Genomic DNA, 16,292 nt, shown 5'->3' on the forward strand with positions numbered 1-16,292 from the left:
CACGATGTGTCGCGCTCGGAGGCCTCGCCGAGCAACGTCCCCGGGTCCAGATCCGGCGATTCGTTCGCACCGGGGCCGAAAAGCGGATAACCCGATGCGGACGGCGGGCGCCGGCCGCCTCGGGAAGATACGCCGCACGTCCAGCGTCCATCAGGTTTTCCCGGCCCAGCAAAGGAACTTCGCTCGCGTCCGCAGGCTATCCGCACCTGCGGCGGTGCGGCGCCGGGCGGCGTACGGTAGAGACATCGCTCCGGACCGCGGCGATACGAAAAGCACCCAAGGCCGCGGCGGCGCGCAGCCGAGCCGGATATCGGGACTTCGGCCTTGGTGGCGAATGCGAAACGCGACGCCGGAAATAGGGGCGATTTCCGGGATTTACCGCTCCGCCGGGTGTGCCGCGCGCTTGGTCCGCGATCGACAACGGAAGAAGCCGAGATGACAGCAATGGGCACACAATCGGGTGACGTCGGCTTGGAGAGCGGCGGCACGGCGGGAGTTTCGTGCGGGGCGTGCCCGCATTCGCCGGATTCGCACGACGTGATCGCACGCCGGTACTGCACGGCCACCGTGGCGGGCGGATTCACCCGCGGATGCGTCTGCGTCGGCGGGCCCGGCGAACCGGCGAAGGAGGAATCCTGACCCCCGGATGCGCTTTCGCGGCCGGATATGACTTGCGGGTCGAGTCGCCGCGCACCATGGACCCCATTCCCGGAACGGCGCGGCGAAAACCCCGGCACGCCACCGCTTCACCCGCGATGCTTTTCCGCCGCCCCGGGCCGCGCTGTCGGCCCGCCGCCCGGCACCGCGCCCGGCTCCACCCGCAGATTCCCGAAAACGCTGGCAGGAAAGGAACCCTGGCCGTGAAATTCGCCCCGGCTGCCGCGCTGTCGGCACCGCGGGCACCGTGCTGGCCTCCCCGGCCGTGGACCGCGGGCTCCGGGTGAAGCCGCCGGGCGCGGAAAACGATGCTCCGACGGCGGCTGGTGGCCGCGGAGCGAGAACCCGTCGCGGAGTTCAGCGCCCTGATCACCGGCCCAGCCGCCACAACCGAGCCAGGACCGATTGAGCGAACGCGCAATCCGGGAGGCAGCCTCCGGCACACGTCCGGCCGTCGCGCGCGAACATGCTGAATGCGTTGCCGGACAACGCGGCCGACGCCGGACTGTCCAGTAGCCGGCGGATCAGTCCCGCAGCCGCACAACCAGCTTGCCCACGGCGCTCCTGTTGTCGATGGCCGCCAGCGCGGTCCGGACATCGCTCAACGCGTACGTCCCGCCGATCTGAGGCACGATCGCGCCTGCCTCCAGCTTCGGCAGCAGTTCCGCCCATTGGCCGCGGAGATAGCCCGGACGAGCTTTCGCGTACGCGCCCCATCCGACGCCCACCACGTCCAAGTTGTTCAGCAGCAGCCGGTTGACCTTCACCTCGGGGATGGAACCGGCCGTGAAGCCGATGACCAGCATCCGGCCGTCCGCGGCGAGGCAGCGCAGCGAGTCGGTGAACCGGCCGCCGCCGACCACGTCCGCGACGAGATCGACGCCGCGGCCGGCCGTCGCTTCCTTCACCGCCTCCTTGAAGCCGGCCGCCAGGACATAGGCGTCCGCTCCGGCGGCGACCGCGATGTCGCCCTTCTCCGGCGTCGACACCACGCCGAGCACCATGCCCGCGCCGAACGCCTTCGCCACCTGGATCACCGCCGTGCCCACGCCGCCCGCGGCGCCGTGCACCAGCACCGTCTCCCCCACAGCCATCCGGCCGCGCCGGCACAGCGCGAAGTGGGCCGTCAGGTAGTTGAACGGGACCGCCGCGGCCTGTTCGAAGGACACCGAGTCCGGGATCGGGAACGTCGCGTCCAGCGGACACGCCGCCTGCTCCGCGAACCCGCCGAGGAAGGGGAGCGCGGCGACCCGGTCGCCGACGCGCACGGCGGATCCCGCGGGCGCATCCGCGACGATCCCGGCCACTTCGGCGCCCGGGACGAACGGAAGCTCCGGGCGCACCTGGTACTGCCCGCGCGTCTGCAGGACTTCGGGGAAGGCGACGCCGGCGGCGTGGACATCGACGAGCACCTCGTCGCCTTCGCGGACAGGAGGCTCGACGTCGACGAGGGCGACGGTCGACGGACCGCCGAAGTCCTTGATGTGCAGTGCTTTCATGCCGCGGACTGTAGTGAGCGAAAGACGGTGCGGAGAAGAAGCCGGCGGCTATCGCCCCGGCAGCCGATCAGGCGCGGCCGTGCCCTTGGACGAACGGATCTGCCGCAGCAGCGTCTCCACGATGCGGCCGCGCAGTTCGCCGGTCCGGACGATCGCCGACAGCGTCGTCTGCGCCCACGGTTTGTTGATCGGGATGAGCGTGACGCCGTTCCCGCTCGTCGTCGACGGCGCGAGGGTGTTCGCGATGGCGATCCCCACCCCGGCCCGCACCATCCGCTGAGCGGTCTCGGCGCCGTCGGTGGTGTACACGATGCGCGCGTCGATTCCGCTGGTCAGCTCCTCGAACGCGCGACGAAGGATGCTGCCCTCGCGGAAGAAGATCAGTGGCTCGCCGGAGAGGTCCTCGACGTCGAACGTCTCGGCTCGGGCCACCGGGTGGCTGTCCGGCACGCACAGCACCAGCCTGCCGGTCATCAGGTCGACGTAGTGCAGCCGCTCGTCGTCGGGCGGTTCGCCGGGCAGCGGGACGCGAGTGATCAGGCCGAGGTCGAACGTCCCGTCCAGCACGCCGTCGCGCACGAAGTAGGTGCCGCCCTCGGTCACCTCGAACCGGATGTTCGGGTGTCCTTCGTGCATTTCTCGCACCAGGTGCGGCAGCACGCGCATGCTGCCGATCGCGACGGTGCCCATGCTCACCGTGCCGATCTTCAGGCCGTCGATCGCGCTGGCCTCCTGCCGGAGCAGATCCTCGGACCGGATCGCGGACTTCACGTGCGGCAGGATCCGATCCGCCGCGTCGGTCGGCCGGACGCCGTGCGCGCCGCGCATGACGAGCACGACGCCGAGGTCTTCCTCGAGCCGCTGCACCTGGTTGGTGATCGTCGGCTGGGACACTCCCAGTTCGTGCGCCGCCTGCCGGAAGGATCCGGTGCGCAGTGCCGCCTCGAGGTAGCGCAACTGCTCGAATCTCACGCTCGGCCCCTACTCACGCCGGGTCCGCGGCGCCGCTGCCGCCGGCCTCCGGGCCATCGTATGGCCGGGCGCTCCGCGACGCTCAGCGCTCGAGGGCGTCGAGCCCGGTCGCGTCGACCGCGCGTGCCCCGCCGTCGAGCGCGAGCGTCGCGCCGGTGACGTAGCCCGAGGCCGGGGTCAGCAGGAACGCGATGGCCGCGGCGACCTCGTAGGGCTGGCCCAGCCGCCGCAGCATCGTCTTGCCGCTGAACTGCTCGGTCATCGTCCGGGCGTGCTCGCCGGCGAGGAACCTCGGCGACAGGAACAGCCCGGGCGCGACGGCGTTGACCCGGATCCCCGCCGGTCCGTACTCGTCGGCCAGCTGCCGCACCCAGCCTTCGAGCGCGGCCTTCGCCGGGCCGTACCCGGCGGCGTAGCTCCCGGCACGGCTGCCGTTGATGCTGGAGACGTACACGATCGCCGAATCCGGCCGGGCCAGCAGCGGAACCAGGTGCTGCGCGGCGAGGAAGGCGTGCGTCAGGTTGACCCGGAAGTCCTTTTCCCACTCGGCGAGCGTGAAGTCCGGCAACGGTTTCCGCGTCATCTGGCCGATGACGTCCACGAACCCGTGCAACGGCCTTCCCTCGGCGTGTCCGGCCAGCGCCCGCGCACCGTCCTCAGTGGACATATCGGCGGCGAACCGGTCCGCGCCGAGTTCGGCGGCCAGCTTCTCCAGCGCTTCCCGGTCCACGTCGACCAGGAGCAGGTCCGCGCCGAGCGAGCCGAGGGTACGGGCCACGTGCTCGCCGATGCCCGCCGCACCGCCCAAGACGGCGAAGCGCTTGCCGTCGAGGCGGAACAGCCGGTCGTGCGGGACGTCCGGGGCGGCGACGGCGGCGTGGGGATCGTCGAACATAGTGTCAGACTCCGTTCACGAAATCGGCGATGACACGCCAAGTCTGCTCGGGGTGGCTGATGTTCGGCGCGTGCCGGTACGGCACCGGCGCGACGGTCACCGCCGCGGTGAGATCCGCCAGGTGCTTCGCCCAGCCCCGTTCGACCAGCGGATCGCCCGCGCAGTCGAACAGCAGGACCGGGGTCGTGACGTCGGCGAACGGGGCCGGGTACGGATCGGCGGGCCGGGCGAAGCGCAGCGGCTCCGGCGGCGTCGCGTGCGGCGCGAGCATCCCGGCGTAGTGGCCGGGCGTCGCCGCCCACCGCATCCGCGCGTCGATGTGGTCCTCGATCCCCGGGTAGTCGTCGCAGAGCAGCCGCACCAGCCGGGTCATGTCCTCGCGCGTGCCGTCGTAGCCGGCGAGTTCGGCGCTCGCGGCGCTGCGCCACGGGCCGCCGGTACCGCTGATCGAGGTCACCGAAGCGATCCGGTCGCGCAGGCCCGGATCCAGCAAGCCGCGCAACGCGATCGAACCGCCGAACGAGTTGCCGACCAGATGGACCGGGCCAGCGATGCCGAGCCGGCCGAGCAGCGCGTAGACGTGGCGCAGCCGGAACCCGAACGGCGACTGGTCCAGCCGGACGGCTTTGGCCGAACCGCCGAAACCGAGCAGATCCGGTGCGACGACCCGGTGCGTGCGGGCCGCGAGCGGGGCCAGCGCGCCCCAAGCGACGTCAGCGGACGCGCCCCAGGCTCCGTCGTGGAGGAAGACCACAGTGGACTCGTGGTTCTCTCCCCCTGTCAGATAACGGGTTTCGAGGTCATTGACGACCGTAGTGTGTTCAGCGATCACGGCGTGGACTCTCCTCGGGACGGGGCCGGTCACCGGAACTCGTACTGCTCGGGATCGACGGCCTGGGTGGCGCTGATGTAGCGGTGCGCGGACAGCGGCCACATGATGGTCGAGCGGCCTTCCGCGTTCTGGTACCAGCTGTGCGTCTTCGACCAGCCCCACACGCGCAGTGCGCTCGCCTCGGTGACCTCGTCGCGGTACTTGTCGAAAACGTCGTGCCGCAGCGAAAGCGAGGACTTTCCGGTGGACAGCAGCTGTTCGAGGGCGCTGAGCAGATACACCGACTGGCATTCCATGAACAGCACGAGATTGCCGTGCAGCAACAGATTCGTGTTGGGACCGTAGAGGCAGAACAGGTTCGGGAAATCCGGAACGGTCAATCCCAGGTACGCGCACGCGTCGACGCCCCACGACTCGTGCAGGTCGACCCCGCCCCTGCCGGTGACCCTCATCGGCATCAGGAAATCCGAGCCGTTGAAGCCGGTCCCGAAGACGATGACGTCCACCGGCACGTAGTGGCCGTCCTCGGTGTGGATGCCGCTGCCGTCCACGCGCGCGATGCGTTCGGTGACGAGTTCGACGTGGTCCTGTTTGAGCGTGGCGATCCAGGTCCCGTCGTCCCGGATGATCCGCTTCGCGCCCGGCGGGTAGTCCGGGACGATCTTCGCGGCGAGGTCCGGCCGGTCCGCGACCTGGTTCAGCAGGTAGCCGGTGAGCAGCTGGCGCAGCTGTTCGTTGGCCGCGGATACCGCCCGCTCGGTGGGCGGATAGGCCGGGTCGACGGTCGCCGCGGCCAGCCGTCCGATGGCGCGCGGAAGGAAGATCGAGAACCGGTAATAGGCGCGGTACAACGGAAGATCGCGCAGCAGCGCCCGTTCGGTTTCGGGGATTTCCCGGCGCAGTTCCGGGGTCGGCTGCAGATACGGCGCGCTGCGCTGGAAGACCGTCAGCGACTCCGCTTCCCTGGCGATCGCCGGGGCCACCTGGACGCCGGTCGCGCCGGTGCCGATGATCGCCACGCGTTTCCCGGCGAGGCCGACGCTGTGGTCCCACTGCGCGGTGTGGAACACCGGGCCGTCGAAGGAGTCCAGGCCGTCGATGCGCGGGATCATCGGCCGGTTCAGCTGGCCGACCGCGGACACGAGGACGGAGAACTCCTCGGTCCCCTCGCGCTCTTCCGGACCGGCGGTCGCGACGGCCCAGTGCTGGCGTTCGTCGTCCCAGGCCGCCGACGCGACCTCGGTGCCGAAGCGGATGTGCTCCAGCAGCCCGTTCTCCTCCGCGAATCCGCGGAGGTAGGAATGAATGACGTCTTGGCGGCAGAAGTAAGACGGCCAGTCGTGCGGGAAGAACGAATACGTGTAGATGTGGCTGTGCACGTCGATCCGGCAGTCGGGGTAGCTGTTCTCGTACCAGGTCCCGCCGACGTCCGCGTTCTTCTCGAAGATCGTGAAGTCCACTCCGGCCTGTTTCATCCGCAGCCCGGCCATCAGGCCGGACAGCCCGGCCCCGACGATCGCCGCCCGCATCGGCCGCGCGGGGTCGAGGTCGGCCTTCGTCCACTTCGGAGCGCGCGGGTCGGTTCCCGGCGGGACGAACGCGACGCGCACCAAATCGGCGTCCTCGCCGGCAGAACGGTCGAGCGCCCACGCGGTGATCGCTTCCAGGACCGCGGCGGACGGCTCGGACGGCCAGGCAGCGACGTCCGCCGCGTACGGCTCCAGCGCCGCGAAGCAGAACTCCCGCGCCTCGGCGTCGGTCTCGGAGTCGAGGCCGGCAGCGGGCAGCAGGTCCGGGTTCGGCCGCCACCGCGGGCGCAGCACGGCCGGGTCGTCGGTCAGGTGCGCGACGAGCATCAGCAACGCGGGGGTCTCCGCGGCCCGCAGGCGGTCGCGCACCGCCTCCGGAGACAGCTTGGATTCAGGCAACTCGGGCACCCTTCGGGGTATCGGCCAGGAATTCCTTCACCAGCGCGGCCGCGGGCACGGGGTGGGTGAACGCCGCGAGGTGCCCGCCCGGCACGAAGCGCAGCCGAGAGTGCGGGATCGACGCGTGCAGGTTCTCGAGCACCGGGCGCGGCGTGCTGACGTCGTCCTCGCCGCCGACAACCAGGGTCGGCACCGACGGCGGCACGGAAAAGCCGCCGACTCCGGTCATGGCTTCGAGGTAAGCGGCGTGGACGGCGGGGGCGCCGCTCAGGAACTGCTCGCGGGCCTGGGCGCGCAGCGGGTTCGGCTGGTCGCCGAACCAGCGGGTCATGGTCGCGTCGGCGAGCGCGGCCAGCCCGCCCGGCGCGCGGGCCGCCTCCGCCCTGGTGCGCGCACCGGCTCGGGCAGCGTCGTCGTAGCCGCCGGTGGTCGCGATGAGCACGGCAGCGTCGACCAGATCCGGATGCCGGTGCGCCAAAGCCTGCACGACCATCCCGCCGAGGGAGATCCCGACCGCGGCGAAACGGTCGATGCGCAGGCACCCGGCGAGAAGGGCGAGATCGTCGGCCAGCGCGGCAAGGGAAATCGCGTCCGGGTCGCCGCCGCTGGCGCCGTGCCCGCGAAGATCCGGGAGCACACAACGGAAAGTGTCGCCCAGTTCGGCGGCGAACGGCGCGAACCACGAACCGTCGAGCGCGAGCGAATGCACCAGAACCACCGGGCGCGAGCCGTGGCCCGCGCTCCGGAAGGACAGCCCGGTGCCGTCCGCGGCCTCGATCCGTTCGGTCATGCGCGATCCTCCTCCGCCTGACGGCGTTCCTCGGCGGCCGCGACCTCGTCGCGCAGCTGCGCGGACAGGGTTTCCAGGTATCGCGCGAATTCCGGCGAGGACGTGCGCATCTCCTGCGTGCGCGGCCGCGGCAGGTCGATCCGGAGGTCGGCCACGATCCGGCCGGGCCGGGCGGCCATCAGCACGACCCGGTCGCTGAGCAGGATCGCTTCCTCCAGGTCGTGCGTCACGAACACGACGGTGGGCCGTTCGGCCTCCCAGAGCCGGACGAACTCCTGCTGCTGGTTCGCCCGGGTCTGCGCGTCCAGCGCGGCGAACGGCTCGTCCATCAGCACCGCGCGCGGGCTCTGCACGAGGGTGCGCGCGATCGCGACCCGTTGCCGCATGCCCTGCGACAGATGCAGGACGTCCGACTCGGCGAATTCCTCCAGCCGGACGCGGCGCAGCCATTCGTCCGCCCGCTGCCGCCGTTGCGCGGCCGGGACGCGCCGGACTTCCATGCCCAGTTCGACATTGCGCCGCACCCGCCGCCACGGCAGCAGCGCGTCGCGGGCGAACATGAACGCCACGTCGTCCGACGTCCCGTCGACCGGTTCGCCGTCGAGCAGGACGCTCCCGGCGCGCGGCCGTTCCAGCCCGCCCGCCATGGACAACGCCGTGGTCTTGCCGCATCCGGACGGGCCGACGATGCTCACGAACTCCGACGCCGCGATGTCCAGGTCGAAGTCCTCCAGGACGAGCACCGCTCGCTTGCCGTGGATGAAGTTGTGGCTGACGTGGCCGAAACTGATCGGCGCGCCTGCCTGGCCCGGGCGCTCGTCCTTGTGCTGCGTGGATTCCGGCCCCGGACGCACCATGCTGGTCTGCCTCATTGCAACTCCGCTTGGTCGAGAGAACCGTGATGCTCCGCGTTTCCGGCCGCGGGTGTCAATACGAACCAGCGCCGCCGCGGGCTATCGCGCCGATAGCCCGCGAACCGTTGCCACAGCGGAGCCCGGTGGCGAGCCTGAGTCCGAACCGGACCTTCGGAGGAGTGCGATGACACCGGCCCAGCAAGAGGTTTCGCCGTTCGGCGGCGTGCAGTTCGACTTTGACGGCCGGGTCGCGGTCGTCACCGGAGCGACCGGCGGGATCGGCGGCGCGGTCGTCGACCGGTTCGCCGAGGCGGGCGCGAACCTGGTGGTGCACGGGCGGCGCGCCGACGTGCTCGACGACGTCGTGGCGAGGGTCCGCGCGCAGGGCCGGGACGCGGTCGCCGTCATCGGCAACATCCGCGACCCGCACACGGCCGCCGAGATCGCCGCCGCGGCCGAAGAACGCTTCGGCCGGGTGGACCTTCTGGTCAACAACGCGGGCGGCAACTTCGGCGCCCGGCTCGAAGAACTGTCGGTCAACGCGTGGAACGCGATGCTCGAAGCGAACCTCAGCGGAGCGTTCCACCTCGCGAAGGCGTGCCTGCCGGCGTTCCGGCGCCAAGGCGGCGGCGCGGTGGTCAACATCGGCTCGGCCTCCGCCGGACACGCGCATCCGCTGCGCGGCCCCTACGCGGCGGCGAAAGCCGGTCTCGCGTCGCTCACCCGCACGATGGCGTGGGAATGGGCGGACGCGAACGTCCGCGTCAACTGTCTCGAACCCGGTGCGGTGGTCACCGCCGCGTCGCGGTTCGCGGCCGGAGACGTCGAGGCCAGGGTCGCCCGGTTCGTCGCGATGAACCGGCTCGGCCGCCCCGAGGACATCGCGTCGGTGTGCCTTTTCCTGTGCTCGGCCGGCGCGGCGTATCTGACCGGCCAGACCGTGACCGTCAACGGCGGGCCGCACACCGCCACCCCCGCCGACATCGACCTGGTGCGCGCTCCGGCGGCGGAGTAGCGCCGCCCGAACCCGGGAGGAACAATGACCCGATCGATGGTCGCGGACGAAACCGCGGACCTCACGGCCATGGAACACGCCGTGTTCTCCGAACGGCGCAAACGCCGCTCGCGAGTCCGGCTGCAGGTGTGGACGATCCGGATCGTCGTCGCGGCCGCGGTGATCGGCGGCTGGTACTTCGCCGCGCACAAGGGCCTCGTCAACCCGCTCTTCGTGTCCTCGCCCGACGAGGTCGCGAAGGGACTCGTAGCCCAGCTCGGCGAGGGAGCGTTCTGGACCGACGTGTCCGCGACGTTCAGCGGCGCGCTGGTCGGGCTCGCGGCGGGAGGGCTGCTCGGCATCGTGACCGGGGTCGTGTTCTCGCGCTCCGAAGTCCTCGAACGCGCGGCGACGCCGTTCCTGACGCTCGCCAACAGCCTGCCCCGCCCCGCGCTCGCGCCGATCTTCATCCTGTGGTTCGGCCTCGGCTTCGGGCCGAAAGCGCTCGTCGCCGGCAGCGTCGTGTACTTCGTCCTGCTCACGTCGACGCTCGCCGCGCTGCGCGGGATCGACCACGACGTGCTGCAACTGACCCGGTCCCTGTCCATGTCGCCGGTCCAGCGGTTCCTGAAGATCGAACTGCCGTCCGCGCTGCCGAGCATCGTGGGCGCGCTGCGGCTCGGCGCGGTGTACGCGGTGCTCGGCGCGGTCCTGTCCGAAATGGTCGGCGCGTACTACGGCCTCGGCCAGCGGCTGGTCGTGCTCACCGGCAACTTCAAGGTCGCCGAATCGTTCGCCGTGCTCCTGTTCATGGGAGTCATGTCGATGGTGCTCGACTACGCGATCAAGGGCCTGGAACACCTGGTCGCGAGCCGGTCCCGGTGACCGCGCCGCTGCTGGTCACCGGAGGGTCCGCAGGGATCGGCGCCCGGCTGGTCTCGTCGCTCGCGGCGGACCGGCCGGTCGTCGTGCTCGACCCGGCCGAACCCGCCGCGCCGGTGCCGGGCGTGCGCTACGTCGCCGCCGACGTCACCGACCAGGACGGGCTTTCGGCGGCGATCGCGGATCTCGGCGCACCGCTGGCCGGTCTCGTGCACTGCGCCGGAATCTGCCGGACCGGCCCGTTCCTGGACATGCCCGCCCGCGACTGGGCCCGGGTGCTGGAAGTCAATCTGCACGGCACGCTCGCGGCCGTGCAGGCCAGCGCCCGGTCGATCGCCGACGGCGGGCGGATCGTGCTCTTCTCCTCGGGCACCGCGTTCAAGGGACCGGCCGGCGTGGCGGCTTACGCGGCGGCCAAGGCCGGAGTGATCGGCTTCGCCCGGTCAATGGCCGCCGAACTCGGCGAGCGCGGCATCACCGTGAACGTCATCGCACCCGGACTGGTCGCCACCGCGTTGTCCGAAGACCTCCTGCCCGCCGAACCGGCCGCTATCGCCGCCAGGGCGATCCGGCGTGCGTCCACTGTGGACGATTACGTCGAGCCGGTGCGGTTTCTCCTGTCCGACGGGGCCGCCTTCATGACCGGCCAGACCATCGTGGTCGACGGCGGCGCGTACAAGCACTGAAACCACAAGAAAGCCCGCTCCCCGATCAAGGGAGCGGGCTTTCCGTGTTCACAGCGTCACGTTCAGTTCCTTCAGGCTGAAGAACGCCCGGTCGTCCCGATAGGACAGATGCGTGACCTCGGGGTCGACCAGCTTCATCTCCGGGAACCGCGCGAAGATCCGCGGCAGCACCACGCGCAGCTCCATCCGGGCGAGATTCTGCCCGACGCACTGGTGCGGGCCGAAGCTGAACGCCAGGTGCTGCGGCCGTTCGACCGGGATCTCGAAGTCCTCCCACGTCGTGCGCGCGTATTTGCTCTCGTCGTGGTTCGCCGACCAGATCGACGCGACGACGCCCTCGCCCTTGCGGAAGGTGTGCTCGCCGATCGTGATGTCCTCGGTGGCGGCGCGGCGCGGGCCCATCCTGGCCACCGAGTGCACGCGCAGCAGCTCCTCGATCGCGACGTCCCACTCGCGTTCCCCGGACCTCAGCAGCGCCAGCTGGTCCGGGCGGCGGAGCAGGGTGAAGATCGACAGCCCGATCATCCCGGCGGTCGTGTCGTGTCCGCCGATGATCAGGATCGTGATCAGCGCGGCGAGCTGGTCGCGGGTGATCCCGCCCGCCTCGTACTGCTCGCGGATGATGTGGCTGAGCAGGTCGTCGGCCGGGTTCGCCTCCTTCAGCGCCGCGTATTCGAGCCCGAGCGCGCGGAACTCCTCTACTGTCCGGTACATCTCCTCTTTGGACAGCGAGAGCGTCGTCTGCCGTTCGGTGAGGTCGAAGAATCGCGGGGCGTCCTCGATCGGGATGCCCAGCATCCGGGTGATCACCGTGGTCGGGATGGACAGGGCGAACTGGGACACCAGGTCCGCCGGGCCGGGCCGCGCGGCGAGCGCGTCGAGATGGCTGTCGACGATGCCCTCGACCTGCGGGCGGTAGCTCTCGACCGCGCGCGGCGTGAAGTACTTGACCACGCACCGGCGCAGCGTGGTGTGCAGCGGCGGGTCCTGCCGGATCATGCTGTCTGCCACCAGCGGATGGTCCGACCCGGGCAGTCCGCGCACCGGGAAGCCCGGGGTGTGCGGGTTGGCGCTGAACCGGGTGTCGGACAGGATCGCCTTCACGTCGTCGAACTTCGTGGCGAGCCAGGACGTCTTCCCGCCGCCGAGGTCGACCTCGCTGACCGGGCAGCCCGACCGGAGGTCGCCGAAGTACGGCGGATCGTCCAGCGGCCGCTCCGGCGCCGGATCCAATGACAGCTCCCGCAGGTGCGGGCAGCCCTCCTCCGGACGGGCATCGGATTCGACGGAAGTGCGCTCTTCCACGGGATCTCCTTGCTGCTTCGGTGCAGGACTCGGCGACGGCGCGCGCGGTTCCGGCCATCATCCGTCGCGGTGCCCGCCCGCGAAAGGCTTCGCGTGCTGGCGCACTGATCGGGACCGGCTATCGCACCTCGGGCAGGCGCGATAGCGATCCGCCATCACCGGTCCACGGTTCGCGGCATTCCCGGGACCTGCCGCGACCGGCCACACTCGCCGGACCACGAGCCGTGCTCCCGACCCGGCCGCCGGGCACAGACGAAGGGAAGACGCTTGACCGAGAACGCGACCCGGACCGCGATCGCCGGGCTGACCGCCGCCGGCGCTCCGGTCGTCCCGGAGCCCGAGGCCAAGGACCTGCTGCGCAGCGCCGGAATCGCCGTGCCGCGGGGCGGCGCGCACGCGGACCCGTTGATCGCCGCGCAGGGGCTGGAGGGCGATCTGGTCCTGAAGGCGGTCTCCCCGACGCTGGTGCACAAGTCCGACGCGGGCGGGGTCCGGGTCGGCGTCACCCGCGGCGGCCTGGCCGCCGACGCCGCCGCGATGACGGCGGCGCTGGGCGCCCACGGCCACCGGATCGACCGGTTCCTGGTCGAGGAGAAAGCCGCGCCTGGCCACGAGGTCATCGTCGGCGCGGTGCGGACGCCCGGGGTCGGCTGGGCGGTGATGCTCGGTCTCGGCGGCATTTTCGTCGAGGTCTTCGCCGACGTCGCTTTCGGCATCGCCCCGCTGAGCGCAGCGGACGTCCGGGCGATGCTGTCCGAACTGAAAGGCGCGGCGTTGTTGCGTGGGGCTCGCGGCGGAACCTCCGCCGACATCGACGCGCTCGTCACGCTGGTCCTGCGCGTCGGCGGCGAGAACGGTTTGCTCGCCTCGCTGCCGCCGGAGGTCGTCGAGGTCGATCTCAACCCGGTCATCGTGACCGCTGAGCAAGCAGTCGCCGTCGATGCCCGGCTGGTCCTGTCCACAGTGGACGAGGAGCCGGCCGCCTCTGCTCGCGAGGCGCGCACCGACTTCGGACGGCTGTTCCGTCCGCGCACGATCGCCGTGCTGGGCGCGAGCGCGACGGGCTCGAATCTCGCCAACCGGTACCTCACCGGCCTGCGGCGTTCCGGCTTCGACGGCACCGTGCTCCCGATCCACCCGTCCGCCGCCGAGATCGAGGGCCTGCCCGCGTATCCGTCGCTTCGGGAAACCGGCCAGACGGTCGACTACGCCTTCGTGGCGCTCCCGGCGAAGATCGTCCCCGACGCGCTCGCCGCCGAACCCGGCGCCCTCGCGTTCGCGCAGGTCGTCAGCAGCGGGTTCGGCGAGGTCCCCGACGGCGTCGAGCTCGAACGCGACCTCGTCGCCCGGATGGCCGCGCAGGGCACCCGGCTGCTCGGCCCGAACTGTCTCGGCATGCACAGCTCCGCCGCGCGGATCAGCTTCATCCCGGAACCGCCGCTGTGCCCCGGCGGAATCGCGGTGGTGTCGCAAAGCGGCGGGCTGAGCGTCGACATCCTCCGTCTCGGCGCGGCGCGCGACCTCGCCTTCCACAGCGTGACCAGCATCGGCAATTCGTCCGATGTGGACGCCGCGGAACTGCTCGAGCACCTGCTGGACGAGCCGGACGTCGACGTCGTCGGCCTGTATTTGGAATCGCTCGCGGCGGGCCGGGAAGTCCTGGATCTGCTGGTGCGGCGCGGAATCGGCAAGCCGATCGTGCTGCTCGCCGGAGGCCGCACCGCAGCCGGCTCGCGCGCGGCGACCAGCCACACCGGCGCGCTCACCGGAAACCACCGGCTCTGGCCCGCGCTGTGCCGTCAGGCTGGGATCGCACTGGCCGACTCGCTCGAGGAATTCCTCGACGTACTGCTGGCTTTCGACACCGTCCGGCTGGACGGGCCGCCGCCGGCGACCCGCGACGCGGTCCTGTTCGGCAACGGCGGCGGGGCGAGCGTGCTGGCGACGGACGCGCTGGCCCGCTACGGATTCTCCGTTCCGCCCTTGCCGGACCGCACCGTCGCGCGGATCGAAGCGCTCGGCCTGCCGCCCGGCAACGGGCTGGCCAACCCGATCGACACCCCGGCGGGCACGCTCGCGGTGGGCGGCGGCGAGATCGCCGGGGACCTGCTGTCCCTGGTCCTGGAATCGGCGCCGCCCGCCGTTCTCATCACGCATCTCAACGTCGGCATCATCCAGCGGAATCTCGCGCACAGCCACGGCGACGTCACCGGAACGATCATCCGCAGCATCGCCGGCGCGCGCACCGGCGCCGGCACCCAGCAGTTCCTCGTGCTCAAGGGCGACGGCCGCGCGGACATGGCCGACGCGATCGCCGGCTACACCCGCCAGGCGCACCGGCTCGGCCTGCCCGTGTTCGGCACGGTCGACGAGGCGGGCCGGGTCGCGCGCTCGCTGCTCGACTTCCAGCAACGACGGGCCGCGCCTGTCGCCACCGCGTGAACGACCGGAAGGGCCAGCCATGACCATCGACCACGAACTCCGCCACAAAGAGCGGCGCGCGCACGCCCTCGGGATGGGCGGGGAACGCAAGCTTGCCGCCCGCGCCGAACGGGGCGAACTCAACGCCCGCGAACGGGTCTCCCGGCTCTTCGACGAGGACTCCTTCCGCGAGACGGGTTTGTTCGCGACCTCGAACGTCGATGCCGACCAGCACTCGACTCCCGCCGACGGCAAGGTCACCGGGACCGGCCGCGTCGACGGCCGCCGGGCCGGCGTCATCGCCTACGACTTCACCGTGAAGGGCGCGTCCTCCGGCGCGGTCAGCAACAAGAAAATGGGCCACCTCAAGGATCTCACCGCGCGGACCGGGATCCCGCTGGTCTACCTCGCCGAGTCCACCGGCGTGCGGATGCCGGACGTCATGGGCGGCACCGGGCTCGGCAACGCCAACGACCGCACCCGGTTTCTCCGCCGCCGCACCAACCCCTGGGTGTCGGCCGCCTTCGGGTATTCCTTCGGCTCCGCCGCCTGGCACACGGTGAGTTCGGATTTCGCGGTGCTGCGCAAGGGCGCGGTGATGGCGGTGTCGAGCCCGCAGCTCGTGAGCCGCGCGACCGGCCAGCAGGTGGACGGCCAGGATCTCGGCGGCTGGAAACTGCACTCGGAGGTCACCGGGTTCGCCGACGCGGTCGCCGACACCGACGAGGAAGCGATCGACCTGCTGCGTCGGTTCCTGAGTTACCTGCCCGCGCACAACGGCGAAGCCCCGCCGACCGCACCGGTGCCCGCGGGTTCGGCCGGACGCGGAGCCCAGCTGCACGACATCGTCCCGCCGGAGCGCACGAAGGTCTACGACGTGCGCAAGGTCGTCGAGGTGGTCGCGGACCTCGGCAGCGTGTTCCCGATCAAGGAACGCTACGGGAAATCGCTGGTCACCTCGCTGTGCCGGATCAACGGCCAGCCGGTCGGGATCATCGCCAACAACCCGATGTTCAAGGGCGGCGCGATCGACGCCGCCGCGTGCGCCAAGGCGACGAGCTTCATCGTGCTCTGCGATTCCTACAACATCCCGCTGGTGTTCATGGTCGACCAGCCCGGCTTCCTCATCGGGCTGGACGGAGAACGCAGCGGCATCGTCGGCAAGGTCATCAACTGGATGAACGCCCTGTCGCTGGCCACCGTGCCGAAGGTGACGGTGATGCTGCGCAAGAACTACGGGCAGGGTTACGTGAACATGGGCGGCGCCTGGACAACCGACGCCATGGCCGCGTGGTGGACCGCCGAGGTCAGCTTCATGGATCCGCGGTCGGCGGTCGGCGTGGTGCACGGGATCGACCAGGCGGCCGACCCGGAACTCTACGAGCGGCGGCTGGCCGAAATGGCCAAGGAATCGACCGGCTACGACGTCGCCCGCGTGTACGGCGTGCAGGACGTCATCGATCCGGCCGACACCCGCGAGTTCATCCTCGGCGCGCTCGAGGACAACGCGCTGGCCCGCACCGGCGGCGTCGGCGAACACCACCTCAGCACCTGGCCCACGAGCTTCTAGGCGGATC

Annotated in this window: 14 protein-coding genes; 6 read left to right on the forward strand and 8 right to left on the reverse strand. The window is 70.9% G+C overall.

Annotated features, from left to right (window positions below; genetic code table 11):
- Positions 1 to 444 precede the first annotated feature (444 nt).
- The gene (locus tag ACZ7OI_RS41520) at positions 445 to 639 is read left to right on the forward strand and encodes an RGCVC family protein (RefSeq protein WP_470269610.1); all 195 of its coding nucleotides are present in this window, start codon (positions 445 to 447) and stop codon (positions 637 to 639) included.
- A gap of 542 nt (positions 640 to 1,181) precedes the next feature.
- On the opposite strand, the gene ACZ7OI_RS41525 is transcribed toward ACZ7OI_RS41520, so the two are convergent.
- From ACZ7OI_RS41525 to ACZ7OI_RS41555, 7 genes are all read right to left on the reverse strand, one after another.
- Positions 1,182 to 2,156 carry an NADPH:quinone oxidoreductase family protein gene (locus ACZ7OI_RS41525; RefSeq protein ID WP_470269611.1) on the reverse strand — a complete coding sequence of 325 codons (975 nt, stop codon included), beginning with the start codon at positions 2,154 to 2,156 and terminating at the stop codon, positions 1,182 to 1,184.
- Positions 2,157 to 2,204: 48 nt separating this feature from the next.
- Positions 2,205 to 3,128: a LysR family transcriptional regulator gene (locus ACZ7OI_RS41530; RefSeq protein ID WP_470269612.1), complete on the reverse strand. Its 924-nt coding sequence runs from the start codon at positions 3,126 to 3,128 to the stop codon at positions 2,205 to 2,207.
- Positions 3,129 to 3,210: 82 nt separating this feature from the next.
- The gene (locus ACZ7OI_RS41535) at positions 3,211 to 4,023 is read right to left on the reverse strand and encodes an SDR family NAD(P)-dependent oxidoreductase (protein ID WP_470269613.1); all 813 of its coding nucleotides are present in this window, start codon (positions 4,021 to 4,023) and stop codon (positions 3,211 to 3,213) included.
- 4 nt (positions 4,024 to 4,027) lie between these two features.
- Positions 4,028 to 4,855: an alpha/beta fold hydrolase gene (locus tag ACZ7OI_RS41540; RefSeq protein ID WP_470269614.1), complete on the reverse strand. Its 828-nt coding sequence runs from the start codon at positions 4,853 to 4,855 to the stop codon at positions 4,028 to 4,030.
- A gap of 29 nt (positions 4,856 to 4,884) precedes the next feature.
- Complete coding sequence (locus tag ACZ7OI_RS41545; RefSeq protein ID WP_470269615.1) at positions 4,885 to 6,783, reverse strand: flavin-containing monooxygenase; 1,899 nt, start codon at positions 6,781 to 6,783, stop codon at positions 4,885 to 4,887.
- Positions 6,776 to 7,573, reverse strand: a complete 798-nt coding sequence (locus ACZ7OI_RS41550) for an alpha/beta fold hydrolase (protein ID WP_470269616.1) — start codon at positions 7,571 to 7,573, stop codon at positions 6,776 to 6,778. The genes ACZ7OI_RS41545 and ACZ7OI_RS41550 overlap by 8 nt, the downstream gene beginning before the upstream one ends.
- On the reverse strand, positions 7,570 to 8,445 hold the full coding sequence (locus ACZ7OI_RS41555; RefSeq protein WP_470269617.1) for an ABC transporter ATP-binding protein: 876 nt from the start codon (positions 8,443 to 8,445) through the stop codon (positions 7,570 to 7,572). The genes ACZ7OI_RS41550 and ACZ7OI_RS41555 overlap by 4 nt, the downstream gene beginning before the upstream one ends.
- A gap of 166 nt (positions 8,446 to 8,611) precedes the next feature.
- On the opposite strand from ACZ7OI_RS41555, the gene ACZ7OI_RS41560 reads away from it, so the two are divergent.
- From ACZ7OI_RS41560 to ACZ7OI_RS41570, 3 genes are read left to right on the forward strand one after another with little or no spacing between them, the layout of a single operon-like run.
- Positions 8,612 to 9,442, forward strand: a complete 831-nt coding sequence (locus ACZ7OI_RS41560) for an SDR family NAD(P)-dependent oxidoreductase (RefSeq protein ID WP_470269618.1) — start codon at positions 8,612 to 8,614, stop codon at positions 9,440 to 9,442.
- Between the two features lie 24 nt (positions 9,443 to 9,466).
- Positions 9,467 to 10,306 (forward strand): ABC transporter permease, encoded by an 840-nt coding sequence (locus ACZ7OI_RS41565; RefSeq protein ID WP_470269619.1) that lies wholly within the window; start codon positions 9,467 to 9,469, stop codon positions 10,304 to 10,306.
- Positions 10,303 to 10,989, forward strand: a complete 687-nt coding sequence (locus ACZ7OI_RS41570; protein WP_470269620.1) for an SDR family NAD(P)-dependent oxidoreductase — start codon at positions 10,303 to 10,305, stop codon at positions 10,987 to 10,989. Before ACZ7OI_RS41565 ends, ACZ7OI_RS41570 begins: the two co-directional genes overlap by 4 nt.
- A gap of 48 nt (positions 10,990 to 11,037) precedes the next feature.
- Here ACZ7OI_RS41570 and ACZ7OI_RS41575 read toward each other — a convergent pair whose 3' ends face one another.
- Positions 11,038 to 12,294, reverse strand: coding sequence for a cytochrome P450 (locus ACZ7OI_RS41575; RefSeq protein WP_470269621.1), 1,257 nt, complete (start codon positions 12,292 to 12,294; stop codon positions 11,038 to 11,040).
- Between the two features lie 267 nt (positions 12,295 to 12,561).
- On the opposite strand from ACZ7OI_RS41575, the gene ACZ7OI_RS41580 reads away from it, so the two are divergent.
- Together ACZ7OI_RS41580 and ACZ7OI_RS41585 are read left to right on the forward strand one after the other, a co-directional pair.
- On the forward strand, positions 12,562 to 14,736 hold the full coding sequence (locus tag ACZ7OI_RS41580; protein ID WP_470269622.1) for an acetate--CoA ligase family protein: 2,175 nt from the start codon (positions 12,562 to 12,564) through the stop codon (positions 14,734 to 14,736).
- 19 nt (positions 14,737 to 14,755) lie between these two features.
- Positions 14,756 to 16,285 carry an acyl-CoA carboxylase subunit beta gene (locus ACZ7OI_RS41585; RefSeq protein WP_470269623.1) on the forward strand — a complete coding sequence of 510 codons (1,530 nt, stop codon included), beginning with the start codon at positions 14,756 to 14,758 and terminating at the stop codon, positions 16,283 to 16,285.
- The last annotated feature ends 7 nt before the right edge of the window (positions 16,286 to 16,292 follow it).

The organism is Amycolatopsis sp. NPDC114503 (genome assembly GCF_055633655.1).